Here is a 22049-nt window from a genome sequence, read left to right on the forward strand (position 1 = left end):
TTCCTATGCACGGTGCAATTCGCGCAGCCGGTTTCAGCCTGATGACCATGTTTGTCAGTTGCGGTGTCGGCGCCCAGGAGCTGGATACGCGGATCGGCAAGATCGCGATGGAAGGCGAACTGCCGGCCCATGAATCCATTGCCAAACTCTACGCCGAGCTGGATTTCCAACAGGCGACCCAGAGTTACCTGTGGGCCTTGCCGCTGGTGTCCTACGCGCAATGGCAGGAAGCGTTTCGCGACAAACTCGGCGCCCACAGCGGCGACCTGATGGTGCTCGACAGTTACGAAGACAAACTGGGTGTGATCACCGCCAACGCCACCACGCCGTACATCCTCGGTTTCGTCGACCTGAATGAAACCGGTCCGCTGGTGATCGAACTGCCGCCCGGCCCGACGGCGGGTGGTGTGGGTGATTTCTGGCAGCGTGCAATCATCGACATGGGCCAGACCGGCCCCGACAAAGGCAAGGGCGGCAAGTATCTGGTGCTGCCTCCGGGTGCCGAGCCACCGGCCGACGCTGGCAAGTATTACCTCGCCAAGTCGGAAACGATGAACGTGCTGGTGGGTTTTCGCGTCCTCGATCCCGACCCGGCCAAGGGCAAGGCGCTGGTCGAACAGTTCAAGATGTACCCGTACGCCAAACGCGCCGAACCGGCCAAGACCCAACTGCTCTCCCCCGGCGGCAAGGCCTGGTCCGGCACCCAGCCGCGCGGCCTGGCTTATTGGGAACGGCTGCATCAAATCATTCAGAAAGAACCGGTCAACGAACGTGATCGCTTCTACATGGCAATGCTGGCCAGCCTGGGCATCGAAAAAGACAAACCCTTCAACCCCAACGACAACCAACGCAAGGCGCTGGAACAAGGCGCACAAGTCGGAGAGCTGATCGCCAAGGCCAACACGTTCGCCAAGCGTTTTCCAGACGCCCAGTACTGGAAAGACCGGCAATGGGACACCGTGCTGAACATCGCCGAGCCGTCCCAGCGTGTGGCTTATTACGACCAGTTGTGGGAGCGCAGCGCCTGGTTCTACGAAGCGGTGACCAACACCAAGGGCATGGTTTCCAAGACACCGGGCCTGGGCCAGACCTACCTCGGCGCCTACACCGACGCCAAGGGCAACTGGCTCGACGGTGGCAAAAGTTATCGCCTGCACGTCGGCGCCAACCCGCCGGCCAAGCAGTTCTGGTCGATGACCGTCTATGACATCGACAGCCGCTGCCTGATCGACAACCCGCAGCGCAAGGCCGATCTGTCGTCCCGTCAGGACCTGAAAAAGAACCCTGACGGCTCGGTGGACCTGTACTTCGGCCCGACCGCGCCACAAGGGTTCGAAAACAATTGGGTGCAAACCGTGCCGGGCAAACACTGGTTCAGCTATTTCCGTCTGTACGCACCCACCGAAGCCTACTTCGATAAAAGCTGGAAACTCGACGACATCACGGCTGTGGAATGACGCCCAAGCGTTTTATAAGGAAGTTTCATGAATAACCGCATGCTGCTCACCGCACTGTCGATCGCCCTGAGCACCAGCGCTTGGGCCGTCATGCTCAGGCCTTATGTTGTGCGTCCTTTACTGGCCCTGTGCGTGCTCGGTACAAGCCCACTGACTCTCGGGGCGGAGGGCGGTGTCGGTCGGCCGATCACCGGGCAACAGGTGTTTTCCAATGCCGGGATCGTGCCGCCAGAACCCGGCTGGGTCACGTCCTTCACCAGCATCTGGTATGACGGTGAGCTCAAGGGCGGCAAGGGGGCGCCGATTTCCGGTGAAGTCGGTGTAGGCCTGGACATGAAAGTCTCCTACACCATGGCCAACTTCACCCATATCTGGGACACCGGCAAAGGTCGCTGGAACTACGCCTCGGCCATCGGCGTGCCGGTGCAGTACACCGACGTCAGCATCAGTATTACCGGCCCGCGCGGGCGGACACTGGGCACCGAGGACACCGGCACACAGTTCGCCGACATGCTGATCACGCCGATCGCCGCCGGCTACCACTTCGACGAGGCCAACCACCTCTCGCTTTCCTTGCCGATCTACGTGCCGACCGGTGCCTATAACGACGATCGCCTGGCCAACCCCGGCCAGAACACTTACACCTTCATGCCCACCGTGGCCTTCACCCATCTGGACGGCAAGGGCGGCGAGTTCACCCTGTCGAGCGGCCTGGAGTTCTACACCGAGAACGACGCCACGGACTATCGCAACGGCAACATCTTCACCCTCGATGCGCTGTGGACCCACGGTTTCGGCAATGGCTGGAGCGCCGGCATTGTCGGCGGTTACGTGCAGCAGATCACCGATGACAAGGGCCAGACCGCCGATTCACTCAACGGCTTTCGCGGCCGCTCGGTGGGCGCCGGGCCGGTGGTGGGTTGGGCCGGAAAATTTGCCGATGCCCAGGCCAGCGTCAGCGCGCGCTGGGTACCGGAGTTCGACACCAAGAACCGCCCTGAAGGCAACGGCTTCAGCGTCAACCTGACGTTGGCGTTTTTCTAGGAGAGGAACATCCCATGACTGCACTCCAAGACCTCAACGCCCTGCAAGCCAGCATCGCCGAAGCCGTACTCGGCCAGGATCAGGTGATCCGCCAGATTATCCTCGGCCTGTTGGCCAACGGGCACTTGTTGCTCGAAAGCCTGCCCGGCCTGGCCAAGACCCGCACGGTCAAGGCGCTGGCCAAACACCTGGACGCGAAGATGAGCCGCATCCAGTTCACGCCCGACCTGCTGCCGTCAGACATCACCGGCGCCGAGGTGCTGCACCAGATCGATGGCAGGAACGAGATCCAGTTCCAGCCCGGCCCACTGTTCGGCAACCTCATCCTGGCCGACGAAATCAATCGCGCCCCGGCCAAGGTTCAGGCCGCGCTGCTGGAAGCCATGGAAGAAAGGCAGATCACGGTGGCAGGCAACAGTCATGTTTTACCGCAGTTGTTCATCGTGTTGGCGACGCAGAACCCGATCGAACAGGAAGGCACCTATCCGCTGCCGGAAGCGCAGATGGACCGGTTCCTGATGAAAGTTCTGCTGGATTACCCGAGCGCAGAAAACGAAAGCCAGGTGCTGCGCCTGTTGCGTGAAGAGGAGTTTGCGCTGGGCGCGAAAACGGCTGCGGTGCAAGGCTTCGCGCTATCCCAGGAGGTGATCTTCGCAGCGCGTCGGGAAGTCAGCGCCATTCACGTGTCCCCGGCCATCGACCGCTACCTGATCGACCTTATCAATGCCACCCGTCACCCGGCCGATTACGATGCCGACCTCGGTCGCTGGATTGCCATCGGCGCCAGCCCTCGCGGCGGTATCGGCCTGGATCGTTGCGCCCGGGCCGATGCCTGGTTGCAGGGGCAGGATTTTGTCTCGCCGGACAACGTTCGCGCCGTGGTGCATCCGGTGCTGCGTCATCGGCTGCAACTGAGCTATGACGCAGTCGCTGACGGTGTCTCTGCCGATCAGGTGCTTGATCGCCTGCTCGACAACGTCGCGATTCCGGCCTGAGGTTGAAATGAACAGTGCAGACGGTCTGGTCTATGTCTCGCTCGCGCAGTTGATGGCCCTGGAGTTCAAGGCGCGTGACCTGAGTTTCCTCGCGCGTCAGCCGCAGGGCAGCATTCTCGCCGGCAACCATGCCTCGCGCCTGCGTGGCCGTGGATTGAACTTCGATGAACTGCGCCGCTATCAGCCGGGAGACGACTTGCGTCATCTGGATTGGCGGGCATCACTGCGCACCGGCAAACCGGTGGTTCGCACCTTCACCGAAGAACGCGACCGCCCGGCGTTGATTCTGGTCGATCAGCGCATGTCGATGTTCTTCGGCTCCCAGCGCAGTTTCAAATCCGCCATTGCCGCCGAACTTGGCGCGTTGGCCGCGTGGATGGTGTTCCACGCGGGAGATCGGGTCGGCGGCCTGGTGTTCAATGATTTGCGCATCGAGGCCATTGCCCCGCTGCGCAGCCGTAAACGTGTCGAAGCGCTGTGCAGTCGCATCGCTGAGCAGAATCAACAACTGAACGCAGCCAATCCGGACGCCGAAGGTGAGGATCAACTCGACAAGGTTTTACAGCGTTGCCTGGCGGTGGCCGGTCACGATCACCTGATTTGCATCGTCAGCGACTTTGCCGGCGCCGGTGAACGCACCTTGCAGTTGATGCGCCAATTGGCGGCTCACAACGATGTGATTGCAATGCAGGTCTACGACCCGTTGGCGCTGAACCTGCCAAAGAATGGCCGTTTGCTGATCACTCAAGGTCAGTTGCAGGTGGAACTGGCCGTCGAGCAACGCAGCGTTCATCAGCCGCTGGGGGACTTTCTCAGTGGTCGGCTCAAAGACGTCGCTACGTTGCTGCGCCGCAGTCAGGTGCCGCTGATGATGTTCAGCACCGCCACCGAGGCACAGGAACAATTGCGCGCCGAACTGGGCAAGCTCGGCAGAGGGCGGCGATGAACCCGAACATCCCGAGCATCGAACAGCTCAAGGAGATCGCCCTGCCCGCGCCGGTGAGTTATGCGCCGCAGACGTGGGGTTGGTGGGTTCTGCTCTGCCTGTTAGTGATCGCCGTTTTGCTGGTCAGCGCACGGAGGTACTGGCAGTGGCGGCGGGATCGCTATCGGCGCGAGGCGTTGGTGCGTTTGGTTGAACTGCAAAACAGCGACGATCAACTCGGCGCCCTGCGCGAACTGCCAGAGCTACTCAAACGCGTAGCCCTGTCGATGCCCACCGATTGGAATACCCCCCCTGTGGGAGCGAGCCTGCTCGCGAAGAGGCCCTTACATTCACCATTGATGTCGACTGACCTGAAGCCATCGCGAGCAGGCTCGCTCCCACAGGTGACGGCGTTAGGCGGGAAAGATTGGCAAGCATTCCTGGAGCTGCACAGTGCGCAGCCATTACCGGCGGATTTCAGCCAGCAACTGGCGCAATTAGCCTATGCGCCCGATGCAACGTTATCGACCCTGCCGGACGATAAGCGCGATCAACTGTTCGCTACCTGCAAACACTGGGTGGAGCATCACCATGTGGCAGTTTGATTACCCATGGCTGCTGGTCCTTTTGCCTTTGCCATGGTTCGGCTACCGCTTCCTGCCCGATTACCGCGAAGCCCGCAGCGCCGTGCGCGTACCGTTTTTCGCTGCCATGAGCCGGGCGGTCGGCCAGGCACCCAGCCAGGCCGGTACCCGCAGCAATCGCTGGCAGTTACCGCTGAACCTGCTGGTCTGGGCGCTATTGCTGCTGGCCGCCGCTCGCCCGGTGTTCGTCGAAAAACCGATCGAGCGCCAGCAACCGGTGCGCGACCTGATGCTGGCCATCGACATTTCCCAGTCCATGGAAACCACCGATTTCACCGACGCCAACGGTCTGGAGATCAACCGTCTGGCGGCGGTCAAGGACGTGGTTCATGGCTTTATCGACAAGCGCAAAGATGATCGGCTGGGCCTGATCGTGTTCGGCAGTGGTGCTTACCCGCAGGCGCCGCTGACCCTCGATCACACCAGCCTGTCGCTGTTACTCGACGACATCGGCATCGGCATGGCCGGGCCCAACACGGCCATCGGCGACGCCATCGGTCTGAGCCTGAAGTTGCTCGACCAGGCCCACGAACAGGAAAAAGTCCTGATCCTGCTCACCGACGGCAACGACACCAGCAGCGCCATTACCCCGGATCACGCGGCGTCCATGGCGGCTGCCAAAGGCGTGGTCATTCACACCATCGGCATTGGCGACCCTGACGCTTCGGGTGAAGCCAAGGTCAACCTTCAGGGTTTGCAGCAAATCGCCGAGGCCACGGGCGGCAAGTTCTTCCGTGCTGAAGATCGCAATGCGCTGGATCAGGTGTACGCCACCCTCGACAAACTCACGCCGCATCAAGTGAAAACCCTCAGCCATCAACCGAAAAAGGATCTGTTCTGGTGGCCAATGGGGACCGCGATCGGATTGCTCGCGCTCTACCACTTAGGCGCCCTGCTCCGTCCGCAGCTGACACTCTCGCGTCAGCGGCAGGAGGCTTGAGATGGAGATCAATCTCAGTGACTTCCATTTCCTGCGTCCACTGTGGCTGTTACTGGTGCCGTTCGGCGCCCTGTTGCCCTGGCTGTGGCGCCGCAGCCGTGACGTGCAACGGCGTTTGCGTAGCAACATCGCCGAGCACTTGTTGCCGCATTTGCTGATTACGCCGCAGGATCAGCAGCGTTTTCGGCCCGTGCATCTGGCCTGCGTGGTGTTGATGCTGGGCGCCATCGCCGCTGCCGGGCCCACCTGGGAGCAGGACCGTCCGGACTTTCTGGAAAATCGCGCGCCACTGATCATCGCCATCGACCTGTCACCGTCGATGGACGCCACCGACATACAGCCAAGTCGTCTGGAAGCGGCCAAACACAAGCTGCATGACCTGATCCAGCGTCGCGCCGGGGCTCGCAGCGGGTTGATCGCCTATGCTGGCAGCGCGCATCTGGTGTTGCCGCCGACCGACGATCCCGCCCTGCTCGACACCTTCATTCAAGCCCTGAGCACCGACCTGATTGCCAAACCGGGGAAAAATGTCGGCGCGGTGGTCGAGCAAGCCAAACGCCTGCTGATCGCCGAGAAAACGCCGGGAACCCTGCTGCTGATCACCGACGGCGCCGACACCTCACAACTCAGCGGTCTGGACCAGCAACTGGACGACAGCGCGCTGCAAGTGCTGATTCTGGCCGTCGGCAGCGAGGATGGCGGGGTCATCCACGATGCCAACGGCCAGCCACGTACCGACAGCAACGGTCGTCCGGCACTCGGCCGTTTTGATCAGGCCGCACTCAAACAGCTGGGATCAACGTTGGATGCGCCGTTGGGCAGCCTGACGCTCAATGACGACGACCTGGACTGGATCGAGCTGCACGCCCAGCAGCACTTCCAGGCGGCCAGCGATGAACAGCGTGAACTGCACTGGAAGGATGCCGGTTACTGGCTGTGCTGGCCGTTGCTGCTGATCGCCTTCTTCAGCGTGCGCAAGGGCTGGAGTCTGAACTGGACGGCCGGGTGGTTGCTGGCACTGGGCATTGGCTTGCAACCAGCACCGGCCGAAGCCAACCCCTTGACCGATGCCTTTTTCACCCCTGACCAGCAAGGCCGCTGGGCTTTCGAGCACCAACACTTCCCGCAGGCCGCCACGCACTTCGTCGATCCCTACTGGAAAGGCATCGCTGCCTACAACGCCGCCGATTACGACCTGGCATTGGCCAGTTTCGCGCGACTGGACACACCGCAGGTGTATTTCTATCTGGGCAATATTTACGTGCGCCGCTTCAAGTTTGACCAGGCTATCGCCGCGTATACCCAGGCGTTGAAGCTGCAACCGCAATTCCATGAAGCAACCGCCAACCTGGCCTTGGCCATCGCCTTGCAGAAAGACACCGACAGCGCTGAACAGAACGCACCTGAGGTCAAACCCGACGACATCAAAATGGACAAGGCGCCGGGCAAGGGCCAGAGCAAACCGGTCGAGACCGAGCAAGCGGCGTCGGATGCGCTGTGGTTGCAAAACCTCAGTACGTCGCCGGCGAAATTCCTGAAGCAGAAATTCAGTGTGCAGGATCAGGCGGGGGGCAAGCCATGATCCGTCTGGTAGGCCGAGTCGCGTCCATCGCGAGCAGGCTCACTCCCACAGGGGATTTGCGGTGCACCCGGATCAAATGTGGGAGCGAGCCTGCTCGCGATGGCGCTCGTCCAGTCACCAAAGGTCTTCGCACCTTACTCCTGTGCCTGATCACCACCGCTGCTCTGGCCACCGAACCCGAGCTGCGAATCCAGACCCGCCTGCAACCCGCAGACTCGGTCATGGTCGGCGGCATTCTGGAACTGCAACTCGATGTCCTCACCGACAGCTGGTTCACCGACGCCCCCACCCTGCCCGACCTGAAACTGCCCGGTGCACTGGTCATGCCGCCCGACGGCCATGCCGAACACCTGAACCAGACGCTCGACGGCAAGTCGTTCAACGGCATGCGCTACCGCTACCGGATCACCCCGAATCTGGCCCAGGGTTTCGACATTCCGGCGTTGACAGTGCGCGCCATGCCCGGTCAGGCGAGCGCGCCGTTGTCCGCCCAAAGCCAGCCACTGCACTTTCGCGCCACACAACCACCGGGGTTCCAGTCCGGCGAACCGGTGCTGGTGGCCCAAGGGCTGCGCTTCACGCAAACCATCGTCAACTCGGCAACACCCCTGAAGGTCGGTGACAGCATCACCCGGCAACTCACGCTGCAAGCCGACAACGCCCTGGCCATGTCACTGCCCGCGCCGTCACTGGACGATGTCGACGGCCTCAGCCGTTATCCGAAAGCCGCGCAAATCAGCGACCTTGGCGACGGTCGCGGCCATTTCAACGGCGGCCAGCGCATCGACACTGCAACCTATCGGATCGACACCGAAGGCCGCCATCACCTGCCGGCAATCGAACTGAAATGGTGGGACGCCAGCACCGGACAGACCCGAATGGCCCAAGTCCCGGCCGTGACCTTCGATGCCAGGGCCAACAGCGCCTATCGACCGGTATTTTCGATCACCGAAGACCTGAAAGAACTCGGTCAGCAAGGTCGCGTGCATCTCTCCGGGCATTGGCTGGTGCTTTTAGCGCTGCTGGTGGCTGTGACATTACTCGGCTGGTTTGCCCGTCCGCTCGTCCATCGTGTGTACCTTCAATGGCAAACCCGGCGCCGAGCCCGACGCGCCGCGTGGCTGGAGTCCGCCGATTACGCCTGGCGGCAGATTCCGAGGCAAATCGACGGCAAACCCGCACAGTTGAGCGCCCTGTACCTGTGGGCCAGACGTAGCCGCATGGGCCTGAAACTGACGAACCTTGGTCCGCGCCTGCAAGACCTGCTGCGCGCCTGTTACAGCCGTCAACCCAGCGCAGACCAAGCGCTGCGCCAACTAAAGCAATCCTTGGCTACGCTGCATAGTCAGGCCAAACGCGACACAGCGTCAGCCGCACCTGCACTGCGTCCACTCAATCCCGCTCACGAGAAGGATGTGCCATGACGAACCCGATATCGCTACGCCACCGCTATGGGCTGACGTTGCTGTTAACCCTTGCACTGAGCCTGCCGGCGCTGGCCCAGACCGGCGAGCCCCTGCCCTCGTGGAACGACGGCCCGGCGAAAACGAACATCATCGAGTTCGTCCAGGCGGTGACCGATCAAAGCGGCAAGGACTTCGTCAAACCCGCCGATCGAATCGCCGTGTTCGACAACGACGGCACGCTGTGGAGCGAGCAGCCGATGTACTTCGAATTGCTGTTTGCTCTGGAAGAGGTCAAGCGCACCGCACCGCAGCACCCGGAATGGAAAACCACCCAGCCCTTCAAGGCCGTGCTCGAAAATGATCACAAGGCCTTGGGCGAGTCAGGCATGGACGGCATCCTGAAAATTTTCGGCGCCACCCACACCGGCATGACCACCGAAGCCTTCGACGACTACGCCAAAACCTGGTTGTCCCAGGCGCGCCATCCGAAAACCGGCAAGCCGTACACCGAGATGATCTTCCAGCCAATGCTGGAAATGCTCGACTACCTGCGCAGCCAGAGCTTTAAAACCTACATCGTCTCCGGCGGTGACACCGCGTTCATGCGCGCCTTCGCCGAGAAGGTCTATGGCATCCCGCCGGAACAAGTGATCGGCACCACGTTTGTCACCGCCTACCAGCTCAAGGACGGCCAACCGTCGATCCTGCGCACCGCCAAACTGGCCCACAACGATGATGGTCCGGGCAAACCGGAAAGCATCGACGCGGTTATTGGCCGACGTCCCATCCTTGCGTTCGGCAACTCCGACGGCGACCTGCAAATGTTGCAGTGGACTGCCGCCGGACCGGGCAAACGCTTCATGGGTCTGGTGCATCACACCGACGCCAAACGCGAATGGGCTTATGACCGTCAATCCCAAATCGGTCGCCTGGACAAGGCTCTGGACGAAGCAAAAACCCGTGGCTGGACTATCGTGGATATGGCCGCCGAATGGCGCCGGATCTATCCCTTCGAGGCCGTCTCACCCGAGCACGTGCAATAAAAAAGCGTACACGCAGGACTGCAAAAAACGTTTGTCGCGCTTGAGCGACGCAAGTGAGCAAAGGAGCAAGTCAGATGACTCGCATACACAAGTGGCTACCGAAATTCGCCCTGGTGGCAGCCTCGGTGATGGCGATTTCGGCAACAGCCGGAGCCGCTGAAAAACCCAACATTCTGGTGATCTTCGGCGATGACATCGGCCAGACCAATATCAGCGCCTATTCCATGGGGGTGGTCGGGTACAAGACGCCGAACATCGACCGAATTGCCAAAGAAGGCATGATGTTCACCGACTATTACGCGGAGAACAGCTGCACTGCGGGGCGTTCGTCATTCATCACCGGGCAGACTCCGTTGCGCACCGGTCTGTCGAAAGTCGGTATACCGGGTGCCCCGGTGGGCTTGCAAAAACGTGACATCACCATCGCCCAGGCACTCAAGTCCCAGGGCTACGCCACCGGCCAGTTCGGCAAGAACCACTTGGGCGACCGGGATGAGTACCTGCCGACCAACCACGGTTTCGACGAGTTTTTCGGCAACCTGTACCACCTCAACGCCGAAGAAGAACCCGAACGCCCGTACTGGCCCAAGGATGACCCTGAGTTCGTCAAGGCCAACTCCCCGCGTGGTGTGATTCACAGCTTCGCTGACGGCAAGATCGAAGACACCGGCGCCTTGACCGCCAAGCGCATGGAAACCATCGACGACGAAACCACTGCTGCGGCACAAGCATTTATCGAGAAACAGGCCAAGGCGGACAAGCCGTTCTTCGTCTGGATGAACACCACCCGCATGCACTTGTTCACTCACGTGCGCGATTCGATGAAGGGCCAGAGCGGCATGCCGGGCAACGAGTATGCGGACGGCATGCTCGAGCATGACGGTGACGTCGGCAAACTGCTGAAAACCCTCGACGACCTGAAAATCGCCGACAACACCATCGTCGTCTACTCCACGGACAACGGCCCGAACCAGTTCTCCTGGCCGGACGCGGCGACCACGCCGTTCCGCAACGAGAAGAACTCCAACTGGGAAGGCGCCTATCGGGTACCGGCGATCGTTCGCTGGCCGGGCAAGATCAAGGCGGGTGAAGTGTCCAATGAAATGTTCTCGGGCATGGACTGGTTCCCTACCCTGCTGGCGGCAGCAGGCGATGCGGACGTGAAAGGCAAACTGCTCAAAGGCTGGGCGCCGACTTCGGGAGGCAACAACTTCAAAGTGCACCTGGACGGCTTCAACCAACTGCCCTACCTGACAGGCCAACAACCTAAAGGCGAACGCAAGGAGTTCTACTACTTCAACGACGACGGTGTACTGGTGTCCATGCGTTTCGATAACTGGAAAGCAGTGTTCTGCGAACAACGCGCGCCGGGCGGGTTCAAGGTGTGGAGCGAGCCGTTCGTATGTTTGCGGGTACCGAAAATCTTCAATCTGCGGATGGATCCGTATGAGCGGGCCGACATCGTTTCCGATCAGTATTACGATTGGCAAACCAAGAACGTCTATCTGGCCTCTGTAGCCGTCGGCAAGTCGGCGCAGTTCCTGCAAACGTTCATCGAGTATCCGCCAAGCCAGAAACCGGCCAGCTTCAGCATTGATCAGATCCGCGCGGCCGTGGATGCAAAGATCGCTGAAAAAATGAAGAACCAGCCTGCACAGTAAGACCGCTTGACTGCCGCTCGCCTTCACCGGTGAGCGGCCTTGTTTTGCGTGCACACAACTCCCTGTAGCAGCTGCCGAAGGCTGCGTTCGAGGACGAAGTCCTCGTTCCACATGCGCCGCGGACTGTCTGGTCTAGCGAGTCGTCTGAACTTACGACTGCTTCGCAGCCGGACGCAGCCTTCGGCAGCTGCTACAAAGGTTTGTGTCCACCGTAGAAACATAACTATTTCAGGTTCTGCACAAGGCAATCCGCAATGTCCTCACGTGTCGCCAGCAAGTCGTCGGCCCTACCCGCCACTCGGATCAAAGCTCCGGCGTTGCTGATTCCCGCCCTGTTGCTGTTCGTCTCCGGTGCCGCAGCGCTGGTGTATCAGGTGCTGTGGATCAAGCAGCTGTCGCTGGTAGTCGGCGTCGAGGTGTACGCCATCACCACCGGGATCAGCGCCTTTTTTGCCGGGTTGGCGTTAGGCGGCTTGTTGTTCGGTCAATGGGCCGATCGCTTGCAAAAGCCGGTTCTGCTCTATGCAGGGCTTGAGGTGCTAGTGGCCGTGCTCGGTGTCGGTGCGACCTTTGCCATGAGTCTCGCGGCCAGCCCATTTGCCTGGCTAGAGCAACATGTCGGTCTGCTCGCCTGGGTATTGCCGTTTGCGCTGGTGGGCATTCCGGCACTGCTGATGGGCGGCACCCTGCCGGTGCTGGTTCGCTCGTTGGCAGCAAACCCGCAACAGCTGGGCAAGGCCGGCGGGCAGCTCTATGCCGCGAACACCGCCGGGGCCATCGCCGGCACCCTGCTCGCCGCGTTTGTGTTGATTGCGACCCTCGGTGTACGCGGCAGTGCCTTGGCGGCGGCGATGCTGAACCTGCTGGCCGCCGTCGGTGCCTTGTGGTTCCAACGCCACCGTTCACTGCCGAATGATGCTGCGCCGGTCAAGCACCACGCCGACAAAGCCCCCGATCGCGTTGCCTTGTGGCTGTATTCAATTGCCGGTGGCGTGGCCCTCGGTTACGAAGTGGTCTGGTCGCAATCCATCGTGCAGTTCATGAGCACTCGCACTTACGCCTTTGCGGTGGTGCTGGCGACGTACCTCACCGGGCTGTTCCTCGGCAGCATGCTGCTGGCCCGTCGGGTTGAGCGCATTCGCGATCCCTGGGGAGTATTCGGCTTGTTGATTGCCGGTGCCGGGCTCGTCGCGTTGCTGGAAATCACCTTGCTCGGACGCTGGCTGGTGGTCGCCCAAAGCCTGGCTGAAACCTGGGTGTTGTCGTTGGGGGCGAGTGATCTGCTGGGGATGACCGCACGGTTTGTGGTGGCGGCAGTGAGCATCGTGTTTGTGCCGACCCTGTTGCTCGGCGCCGCATTTCCGCTGGCCCTGCGTTTGAGCGTCGGCCGCGAGCGGGTCGGTCAGGCGGTCGGCGCGGTGGTGGCGTTCAATACGCTGGGCGGGATTGTCGGGGTGATGCTCTGCGGCTTTGTGCTGATCCCGTTACTGGGGCTGGTCCGAACCCTGGGCCTGCTGGCGATTGTCGCCGCCGGGATTGGTTACTTCGCGGTGCGCAAGGGTCATGGGGTCAAGAAAGGCCGGCGCCAGGCGGTGGTCGCTATTGGACTATTGTCGATTGCGGTGGCCGTTTTTACGCCAGTGGACAAACTCGCCAGCCTGCTTCCCGGTGCACGCAACGCGAAATTGGCGTTCTACGAGGAAGGACGCGGTGGGACCGTCGCCGTGGTCACCCAAGGCAGAGGACAAAAAGCGTTCCAGCGCTTGTACATCCAGGGCGTATCCAACACTGGCGACGCCATGCCGTCCCTGCGCTACATGCGTATTCAGGCGTTGCTGCCGCTGCTGATCCACAATGGCGAACCGCGCTCGGCGCTGGTGATCGGTTTTGGCACCGGCATCACCGCTGGCGCCCTGACGCGCTATCCGGGGCTGGAGCACCGTGTCGTGGCCGAGTTGCTGCCATCGGTGGTCAAAGCCGCGCCGTTGTTCAAAGGCAACTTCAATGCGGCCGCCGATCCCGGCGTTGACGTACGCCTGCAGGATGGCCGGCAGGAGCTGCTGCGCAACCCACAGCGCTACGACTTGATCACCCTCGAACCGCCGCCGCCCTCTGCTGCTGGCGTGGTGAATTTGTATTCCCGGGATTTCTATCAATTGGCCGCCAGTCGCCTGGAGAAGCAAGGCCTGGTTGCTCAGTGGTTGCCGCTGCCCACCCAGAACATCGACGACTCGCGCTCACTGGTGCACAGCTTTCTCGACGTCTTCCCCTACGCCACCCTGTGGACCAGCGAATTCCACGAAATGCTGCTGGTGGGCTCGATGGAACCGATCGAACTGGACGCGGCGAAAATCAGCCAACGCTTCCAACAGGACACCGTGCGCAGCACCTTACAGGACGTGGGCATCGGCTCCGCTCCTGCGTTGCTCTCGACCTGGGTCACCGATCGTGCAGGCCTGGAGCGGTTCGCCGCCGACGCCCAACCGGTGACCGACGATCAGCCGCGTATCGAATATGCGCCATGGGTGCGTGCCAAGGAGATCAGCCGCGTACTGCCGGCCCTGCTGGACCTGCGTATAGCGCCACCGCTGGTGAATGCCGATGCAGGTTTCAACGAGCGAATGAACGCACACCAACAACGCCTGATGCAGTTCTATCGGGCGAGTCTGCATGCTTATGACGGTGACCGGGACGCGTGGGCCAGGGATATTCGCGAGGTGATGCGTGGGGATGGGGGGAATCCGTATTTTCGGTGGTTTGTCGGGGAGTGATGCAGCGCCTGGCAGACCGTCATCGCGAGCAGGCTCGCTCCCACACTGGATCTGCGTTGATCACGCATTCTGTACACAACAGAGGTCAAATGTGGAAGCGGGCTTGCTCGCGAAGGGGCCCACAGCCTCAACGCATCACTTGGACTTGAGCTTCATCAGCCTTCATGACCTGGACGCTGCTCAGCACCTCACAACCATCATTTGACAGGCGCCGGCCATCCGGCAAAGCTGCATCGAGCTTGAACGCGCGCCTGACGGCAAACGCACCCGGACCATGGAAGTCGCAATGCCGAAACATAAAAATAAAGCAGTACAGCCAACCCCTGATTCGCCACCGACCTTGATTAACCGTTACCTGTTTCCCGTCACCCTCGGCGTTTTGCTGTTGGCTATCGCGGGCATCGGCTGGTTTCTGTTCAGCAGCAAACCGGCCCCCGTGAGCTATGCACCTGTCAGCACTCCGACCGTTCACCCAGTCAAACCGCAACCGGTCGTCGTGGCGCCGGCAACGATGGTCGATGAACAACAATGCCAAGGCTGCCATAGCGAGCAGGTCAAGGACTGGCAAGGTTCCCATCACCAATTGGCGATGCAGGCGGCCAATGCCGAGACGATGCTCGGCGACTTCAATAACGTCACCTTCAAGGCGGAAAACGAAACCACCCGTTTCTCGCGCAAGGACGGCGGATTCTGGGTCAACACCCCTGGGATTGACGGCAAGAATGCCGACTTCAAGGTCGCCTACACCTTCGGCATCGCGCCGTTGCAGCAATACCTGATCGAGGTCGGCGAAGGTCGGTTGCAGGCACTCGGCGTGGCCTGGGATACCGAGAAGCACCGCTGGTTTCACCTCTATCCGGGCCAGGGCGTGAACTTCAAGGACCCGTTGCACTGGAGCAAGCCGAGCCAGAACGCCAACTTCATGTGCGTCGAGTGCCACACCACCGGTTACAAGCGCAATTTCGATGCCGCGAAAAACACCTTCGACAGTCACTGGAACAGCCTCGGTGTCGGCTGTCAGGCTTGCCACGGCCCAGCCTCCAATCACCTGGAGTGGACGGCAAAAAAAGGTGACCTGGTCCATGCCGGTTTTGCCGTCGACTTGAAGGACAAGAACGCCACCGTCGAAATCGAAACCTGCGCCCGCTGCCACTCGCGCCGCGCGCCATTGGGCGACGGCTTCACCACTGGTAAACGCTTGATGGATGACTACTTGCCGAGCCCACTGACCCGCGATTTGTACGCGCTGGACGGCAAGATCAAGGACGAAGTGTTCGAACACGGCTCCTTTGCCCAGAGCAAAATGTTCGACAAGGGCGTGCGCTGCAGCAACTGCCACAACCCGCACAGCACCGAGCTCAAGACACCGGGCAATGGTGTCTGCCTGCAATGCCACAACACCGCCGGCAAGACCTCGGTGGATGGCGTCGACGGCAAAGGGCTGCAAGCGAAGAACTACGATTCCATCGAACACACCCGCCACACCATGGGTCAACCCGGTTCGCAGTGCGTGGATTGCCACATGCCCGGCAAGTTCTACATGGGTAATGACTTCAGGCATGACCACAGTTTCAGCATCCCCAACCCTGAGCGGGCGAAAAAACTCGGTACACCGGACGCTTGCCTGACCTGCCACCAAGGCAAGGCTGGCAACAAGGTCACCGAGCAATTCAAGCTCTGGAACACCACCACCGCCCAGGCACCGCGTTACGACGAAAGCCTGTGGCTGATTCGCAACGGTCAGCCAGGCGCGGCAGAGGCCTTGTACGAGCAGCTGCAACGCAGCCAATTGCCAGCGATTCAGCGCGCGACCCTGCTCGCCGAGTTGCCGCTGTATCCCAGCGAACAGGCGTTGAAACTGGCCACCCAGGACTTGAGCCACCCGGCACCGCAAGTGCGTGAAAGCGCCGTTCGGGCGATCAGTGCGTTCCTGTCGCCGCCGGAGCGCGCATCGCTACTGACGCCATTGCTGGCCGACCCGGTGAAAGCTGTGCGGATAGCCGCAGCCCGGGACTTGCTGAGCGTGGCCCGTAATGGCTTGGGCAGCGCCCAAGACAACTGGAATGCAGCCATCGCCGAATACGAGGCGGTCCAGAAGAACCTGAGCGAACGCGCCGAAGCCAACCTCAACCTGGCCATGCTCTATCAGGCCAACGGTCGGAGCGGTGAAGTCGAAGCGTTGCTGCGCACTGCCCTGCAGCGCGATCCGGATTTCTACCCGGCGCTGGTGACGCTGGCGCAATGGCTGGAGGCAAACGGACGCAGCCAGGAAGCTCAGGCGCTGCTGGCGCAGAGCCTGAAAGAACACCCGAATGCTGCGCTGCTGCAACACACTCAAGGCCTGTCGCTGGTGCGCGCAGGCAAATCAGCCCTGGCCATGCAGGCTCTGCGCAAGGCCGCGCAATTGGAACCTCAGAACGCGCAGTATGGGTATGTATTGGCCGTGGCACTGCACGACAGCGGCAAAGTCGATGAGGCCTGTGAAGAGCTGGAGCGGTTGCTGAAAGTGCAACCGGCCAATCGCAATGTTCGGTTGTCGTTGATCCAGTACTACCTGGATAACGGGCAGGAACCCAAGGCGCAGGTGCTGTTGCAGGGCTGGAAGAAAATGAACAGGGGAGATCCGGCGCTGAAGTAAGCCTTGCGCCAGGTCTGTAGCAGCTGCCGAGCAGCGCGAGGCTGCGTTCGGCGGCGCAGCCGTCGTAAACCCTGTGTACCCGGTTTACCTGACCCACCGAGTAGCTCGATTTCACGACGACTGCGCCGCCGAACGCAGCCTCGCGCTGCTCGACAGCTGCTACGGGTTTGGCGGTGCTTGTGGTAGCGACTATGGGCCCGCGACTCAGCGCGTTACAGATTCAGCCGAACGCTAAAAAACCGTATCAGGTTGTGCCAGATGGCCGCAGGGTTACCTTAAATCTGATCTGCATAAATGATGTTTTCCTGAGTCTGTTTTGTTTCCGGCAAGGTTTCTACAGTGCACGACATGCCAGTCCGGGTGGCCTGGCAAGACTTTGCAACCGTGGAAGCATTGACCATGAGCACAGCAACAATCGGACAGGCCTATAACTACAAGGTCGTCCGCCAATTCATCGTGGCAACCGTGGTATGGGGTGTCGTGGGGATGGCGATGGGGGTGTGGATCGCCTCACAACTGGTGTGGCCCGAAATGAACCTCGACCTGCCATGGACCACCTTCGGGCGCTTGCGCCCGCTGCACACCAGCCTGGTGATTTTCGGCTTTGCCGGCAGCGCGCAGTTCGCCGCCAGTTACTACGCGGTGCAGCGTACCTGCCAGGTGCGGCTGTTTTCCGACAAGCTCGTGGCATTCACTTTCTGGGGCTGGCAATCGGTGATCGTGGTGATGCTGATCACCCTGCCGCTGGGTTACACCACCACCAAGGAATACGCCGAGATCGAGTTCTCCGGCGCGGTGTGGATGACCGTGGTATGGGTCGCTTATGCGATCGTGTTTTTTACCACCGTGGTGCAGCGCAAGACCAAGCACATCTACGTCGGCAACTGGTTCTTCGGCGCGTTTATCGTGGTGATCGCCATGCTGCACGTGGTCAATCACCTGTCGATTCCGGTGGACTGGTTCAAGTCCTATCCGGTGTATTCCGGGGCCACCGACGCCATGGTGCAGTGGTGGTACGGGCACAACGCCGTGGGTTTCTTCCTGACCACCGGGTTCCTGGGGATGATGTATTACTTCGTGCCGAAACAGGTTGGGCGGCCGGTGTATTCCTATCGGCTGTCGATCGTGCATTTCTGGGCGCTGATCACCTTGTACATCTGGGCCGGCCCGCATCACTTGCACTACACCGCGCTGCCGGACTGGGCGCAGTCGCTGGGCATGGCCATGTCGCTGATCCTGCTGGCACCGAGCTGGGGCGGGATGATCAATGGCATGATGACGCTCTCGGGCGCCTGGCATAAATTACGCACCGACCCGATCCTGCGCTTTTTGGTGTTGTCCCTGGCCTTTTACGGCATGTCGACCTTCGAAGGACCGATGATGGCGATCAAGACGGTCAATGCCCTCTCCCACTACACCGACTGGACCATCGGCCACGTCCACGCCGGCGCTTTGGGTTGGGTGGCGATGATCACCTTCGGCGCGCTGTACCACATGATCCCGAAAGTCTTCGGGCGTTTACAGATGTACAGCACGCCGCTGATCAACCTGCACTTCTGGCTGGCGACCATCGGCACCGTGTTGTACATCGCCTCGATGTGGGTCAACGGCATTACCCAGGGCTTGATGTGGCGAGCGATCAACGATGACGGCACGCTGACTTACTCCTTCGTCGAGGCCTTGCAGGCCAGCCATCCAGGATTCGTGGTGCGCTTCGTCGGCGGTGTGTTCTTCCTCAGTGGCATGTTGTTGATGGCTTACAACGTCTGGCGCACGGTGCGGGTTTCGGACATCGAAATGGCCCACCGCGAAGCGCAGATTGCCTGAGGCAAGGGGCTTGAGATGATTGAGATCGTGCTGAATGTGTTGGGCGTCGTGGGGCTTTGGCTGGCAGTTGAATACTGCCTGAAACACCAGACGGCCGAGAGTCTGGATGAAGCCAGTTTGATTCCGTTTGCCGATGACCCGGAGGTGGCGCGGCGGGTGGAATTGGCGACGGGGAAAACCGTGAAGGCGGTGGCGCCGGAAGAAGTAAAACCGGGCTGGGGCAATCTCGAAATTTGACGCCACGATGATCGTTCCCACGCTCTGCGTGGAAATGCCTCAAGGGACGCTCCGCGTTCCAATGGGACGCAGAGCGTCCCGGGCTGCATTCCCACGCAGAGCGTGGGGAACGATCTGTGACTTCAACTGCGCTCGCGGGGAATCAGGCTCTGCAACTGCTGCGCCAGAAAGTTCGCATCGAACGCAAAGGTATCCGGGTCTTTCAAGCCATTGGTCTTGCGCCATTGCCAGCTGCTGGACGGTGGCAGGCACACCAGCGAAATGCTGCCGTACCGCGCCGCTGTCAGGCCCATCACGGCCAGTGAAATCTGACCACCGGCACCCATCACATCCGGCACAAATTCCACCGGTTTGCCGGCGATCACAATGGACAGTTTCTCAGTCTTGAAGGTCGATGTTTCGACCGGCACGCTCGGCCCCGAGGCGACATAGGCCTCGCGGCTCACCTCCAGAAGATTCGGCGCCTGGACCGGTTCCAGCCATTGCTGGATCTGATCGAACAGTTCACCAATGCGCGTCGCCCACACGGCCGATTGCGACTCGAACAGTTGTTTCTTGTGCGCTTCGCTTTCTGCGTAATGGCGAAGCATCTCACCCAGTTGCTGTACATCGTCCATTGCGGTGTTCCTTTGTTGAAGCGGTGCTGCGGACTTTGAGCATGGCAGATGCGCGCTGCCGGCGTACGACTAAAAGCGTGAACGGTATTGGCTGGGGGTCATGGCCAGGTATTTGCGAAAGGCAGTGCCCATGTGGGACTGATGGGCGAAGCCTGCGTCCAGGGCAATATCGGCCAGGGCCAGGTCGGTGTGTTCGATCATCCGGCGTGCCGCCTGTAGCCGCACCTCAACGAGGTAAGCGTGGGGTGTCAGACCGATGGCCCGGGTGAAGTCGCGCAGAAAGCGCAGCTCGTTTTGCCCGTAGGTGGCGGCCAATTGTCCAAGGGTCAGGGGCTCGTGGAACTGCGCGGCGATCTGGTCCAGCACTCGGGTGAAAACCCTGGGCATGACACGGTGCGCGGTATTGGCCTGCGGGTTCATCAAACCAACGAATTCCACCGCCCTTTGCTCAAGCGCCAGCCTGTCCGGTTGCGGAGCGAGCAACAGGCGCCGCAGCTCCCGACCCAGCATCAGTGCGCGGCGATTGCCTGAAGACTGCACACGGTGGTCAACCGAGGGTAAATGCTGATGGGCCAAGGGTTCGTCCAGACGCATCAGCAGATACTCGCCACCGCTGGCCGATTCGGAAAACACTTCCACGCCGACCGGGGTGTAAGCCAGCACGCCAGGCAAGGTGTCGAAATCCACCCGGTGATCCGAATCGATGGCGTGCACGCCCTGTTGACGTTCCAGCGTCACCCCAAGGGTTTGCCATTGCACTGGATCACGCGCGCTGTAAGCGGCGCGGGGCAAAAGCTGCAAGCAGAGCCTGCCGTCCAGCAGCTCTTGGCTCAGCACCGCTGGCATGTGAAATTTCCTGATAGATCGCGATGAAGAGCCACGGGTACTCTCAAATAAAGGCATGCTCAAAAATAAAGGGTTGCCATCAACAGGAGCACTACATGCGCACCATCGGCCTTATCGGCGGCATGAGCTGGGAGTCCAGCGCCGAGTATTACCGTCTCATCAATCAGCAGGTACGCGACCGACTCGGGCCTTTGCGTTCGGCGAAATTGCTAATGTACAGCGTCGACTTTGGCCCTGTCGAACAGGCCCAGCACGCCGGGCGTTGGGACGATGCGGCAGCGATTCTGGTGGACGCGGCGCAGCGGTTGCAGGCTGGCGGTGCCGATTGCGTGGTGCTGTGCACCAACACCATGCACAAAGTGGCCGGGCAAATTCAGGACGCGATCAGTATTCCGTTCCTGCACATCGCCGACCCGGCGGGTCAGGCCGCCGTCGAGGCTGGCGCTCTGAAGGTCGGATTGCTCGGCACAGCGTTCACCATGGAGCACGACTTCCTCAAGGAGCGCCTCACTTCGATGGGGCTGACCGTTGTGGTGCCGGAGGCCGATGAACGTCAGGCCGTCCACCGGATCATCTATGACGAGTTGTGTGTCGGGGTGATCAGCGAGGTGTCACGCAAGGTGTATCAACAAGTCATCCAATCGCTGACCCGACGTGGTGCCCAGGCGATCATCCTCGGTTGCACCGAAATCGGCCTGCTGATCAAACCCGAGCACAGCGCCCTGCCCTTGCTCGACACCACCGAACTGCATGCGCAGGCGGCGGTGACATTCGCGTTGGGCGAGTGACTCAACCGGCCTTGGGTGTGCGACGCAGCCGCGCCATGCTCAAGGCATCGACCCATCCGCCATCACGCACGGCGTAGTCGCGAAACAGCCCTTCGGTATCGAAGCCGAACTTGCGATACAGCCCGATAGCCGCTTCGTTGTCGGCGTACACCGAAAGCTCGAGCCGTTGCAGGTTCATCCAGTTGTCGGCGATGTCCAGCGCCGCCGTCAGCAGTTTCGAGCCAACGCCCTTGCCCTGCCAGGCCACCGCGACGCCCATGCCGAGGTTGCCGGCATGGCTGCGGCGAATCCGCGAAAACTGCTCCAGGCCAACATTGCCAATGACCGCCCCCTGATGCAGCGCCACCAGTTGCACCACACGCTCATTGTCCGGCGCCAGACGCTTGCGCCAGATTTCCACAGACTGAAACGGCATTTGCAACACCTGGCGGGTGATGGCCGGGTCGTTGTAAAGCGCGGTAATGCCGTCGATGTGGGATTCGTTGAAACGTTCGAGGGTAATGACAGCGTCAGTGGCGGGCATGGGTGATTCATCCTTGAGACAGACATGGCCGCCCACTCTATACCGTCTACTTCCGATATGGCGAGGGTCAGTGTGGGAGCGAGCCTGCTCGCGATGGGGGCAACC

Annotated in this window: 18 protein-coding genes; 15 read left to right on the forward strand and 3 right to left on the reverse strand. The window is 60.9% G+C overall.

The annotated features are described in order from the left end of the window. Positions 1-5: 5 nt before the first annotated feature. The 14 genes from ACQ4OB_RS14115 to ACQ4OB_RS14180 all read left to right on the forward strand — a co-directional run bounded on the left by ACQ4OB_RS14115 (position 6) and on the right by ACQ4OB_RS14180 (position 19170). Positions 6-1457 carry a DUF1254 domain-containing protein gene (locus tag ACQ4OB_RS14115; RefSeq protein WP_074876805.1) on the forward strand — a complete coding sequence of 484 codons (1452 nt, stop codon included), beginning with the start codon at positions 6-8 and terminating at the stop codon, positions 1455-1457. A gap of 90 nt (positions 1458-1547) precedes the next feature. Next, the gene (locus tag ACQ4OB_RS14120; RefSeq protein ID WP_430955900.1) at positions 1548-2501 is read left to right on the forward strand and encodes a SphA family protein; all 954 of its coding nucleotides are present in this window, start codon (positions 1548-1550) and stop codon (positions 2499-2501) included. Between the two features lie 14 nt (positions 2502-2515). Beyond that, the gene (locus tag ACQ4OB_RS14125; RefSeq protein ID WP_430955885.1) at positions 2516-3496 is read left to right on the forward strand and encodes an AAA family ATPase; all 981 of its coding nucleotides are present in this window, start codon (positions 2516-2518) and stop codon (positions 3494-3496) included. A gap of 7 nt (positions 3497-3503) precedes the next feature. After that, on the forward strand, positions 3504-4442 hold the full coding sequence (locus ACQ4OB_RS14130; RefSeq protein WP_074876809.1) for a DUF58 domain-containing protein: 939 nt from the start codon (positions 3504-3506) through the stop codon (positions 4440-4442). Beyond that, positions 4439-5026, forward strand: coding sequence for a DUF4381 domain-containing protein (locus tag ACQ4OB_RS14135; RefSeq protein ID WP_102614343.1), 588 nt, complete (start codon positions 4439-4441; stop codon positions 5024-5026). The genes ACQ4OB_RS14130 and ACQ4OB_RS14135 overlap by 4 nt, the downstream gene beginning before the upstream one ends. Next, positions 5013-6005, forward strand: coding sequence for a vWA domain-containing protein (locus tag ACQ4OB_RS14140; protein WP_102614344.1), 993 nt, complete (start codon positions 5013-5015; stop codon positions 6003-6005). Before ACQ4OB_RS14135 ends, ACQ4OB_RS14140 begins: the two co-directional genes overlap by 14 nt. A 1-nt stretch (position 6006) precedes the next feature. Beyond that, complete coding sequence (locus ACQ4OB_RS14145; protein WP_430955886.1) at positions 6007-7587, forward strand: VWA domain-containing protein; 1581 nt, start codon at positions 6007-6009, stop codon at positions 7585-7587. Then, positions 7584-9011 carry a hypothetical protein gene (locus ACQ4OB_RS14150; RefSeq protein ID WP_430955887.1) on the forward strand — a complete coding sequence of 476 codons (1428 nt, stop codon included), beginning with the start codon at positions 7584-7586 and terminating at the stop codon, positions 9009-9011. The genes ACQ4OB_RS14145 and ACQ4OB_RS14150 overlap by 4 nt, the downstream gene beginning before the upstream one ends. Then, the gene (locus tag ACQ4OB_RS14155) at positions 9008-10036 is read left to right on the forward strand and encodes an HAD family hydrolase (RefSeq protein ID WP_430955888.1); all 1029 of its coding nucleotides are present in this window, start codon (positions 9008-9010) and stop codon (positions 10034-10036) included. Before ACQ4OB_RS14150 ends, ACQ4OB_RS14155 begins: the two co-directional genes overlap by 4 nt. A gap of 74 nt (positions 10037-10110) precedes the next feature. After that, entirely contained in the window at positions 10111-11697 is a 1587-nt protein-coding gene (locus ACQ4OB_RS14160; protein ID WP_102614348.1) for an arylsulfatase, read from the forward strand. Between the two features lie 254 nt (positions 11698-11951). Further along, complete coding sequence (locus ACQ4OB_RS14165) at positions 11952-14468, forward strand: fused MFS/spermidine synthase (protein ID WP_430955889.1); 2517 nt, start codon at positions 11952-11954, stop codon at positions 14466-14468. Positions 14469-14754: 286 nt separating this feature from the next. Beyond that, a complete protein-coding gene (locus ACQ4OB_RS14170; RefSeq protein ID WP_430955890.1) occupies positions 14755-17106 on the forward strand; it encodes a tetratricopeptide repeat protein in 2352 nt (783 codons plus the stop codon). A gap of 399 nt (positions 17107-17505) precedes the next feature. After that, the gene (ccoN, locus tag ACQ4OB_RS14175; RefSeq protein ID WP_074876830.1) at positions 17506-18933 is read left to right on the forward strand and encodes a cytochrome-c oxidase, cbb3-type subunit I; all 1428 of its coding nucleotides are present in this window, start codon (positions 17506-17508) and stop codon (positions 18931-18933) included. 15 nt (positions 18934-18948) lie between these two features. After that, positions 18949-19170 carry a CcoQ/FixQ family Cbb3-type cytochrome c oxidase assembly chaperone gene (locus tag ACQ4OB_RS14180; RefSeq protein WP_102614354.1) on the forward strand — a complete coding sequence of 74 codons (222 nt, stop codon included), beginning with the start codon at positions 18949-18951 and terminating at the stop codon, positions 19168-19170. Between the two features lie 122 nt (positions 19171-19292). Here the strand turns inward: ACQ4OB_RS14180 and ACQ4OB_RS14185 are convergent, their stop codons facing one another. Together ACQ4OB_RS14185 and ACQ4OB_RS14190 are read right to left on the reverse strand one after the other, a co-directional pair. Continuing rightward, positions 19293-19787, reverse strand: coding sequence for a hypothetical protein (locus ACQ4OB_RS14185; RefSeq protein WP_046046933.1), 495 nt, complete (start codon positions 19785-19787; stop codon positions 19293-19295). 69 nt (positions 19788-19856) lie between these two features. Continuing rightward, positions 19857-20633, reverse strand: a complete 777-nt coding sequence (locus ACQ4OB_RS14190; protein ID WP_430955891.1) for a helix-turn-helix domain-containing protein — start codon at positions 20631-20633, stop codon at positions 19857-19859. Positions 20634-20728: 95 nt separating this feature from the next. Between ACQ4OB_RS14190 and ACQ4OB_RS14195 the strand changes: the two genes are divergently transcribed. Continuing rightward, the gene (locus ACQ4OB_RS14195; protein WP_430955892.1) at positions 20729-21421 is read left to right on the forward strand and encodes an aspartate/glutamate racemase family protein; all 693 of its coding nucleotides are present in this window, start codon (positions 20729-20731) and stop codon (positions 21419-21421) included. Between the two features lies 1 nt (position 21422). On the opposite strand, the gene ACQ4OB_RS14200 is transcribed toward ACQ4OB_RS14195, so the two are convergent. Beyond that, the gene (locus ACQ4OB_RS14200) at positions 21423-21944 is read right to left on the reverse strand and encodes a GNAT family N-acetyltransferase (RefSeq protein ID WP_430955893.1); all 522 of its coding nucleotides are present in this window, start codon (positions 21942-21944) and stop codon (positions 21423-21425) included. Positions 21945-22049 lie beyond the last annotated feature (105 nt).

Origin of the sequence: Pseudomonas sp. ES4 (assembly GCF_050586665.1) — a bacterium.
Classification (GTDB): Bacteria; Pseudomonadota; Gammaproteobacteria; order Pseudomonadales; family Pseudomonadaceae; genus Aquipseudomonas; species Aquipseudomonas frederiksbergensis.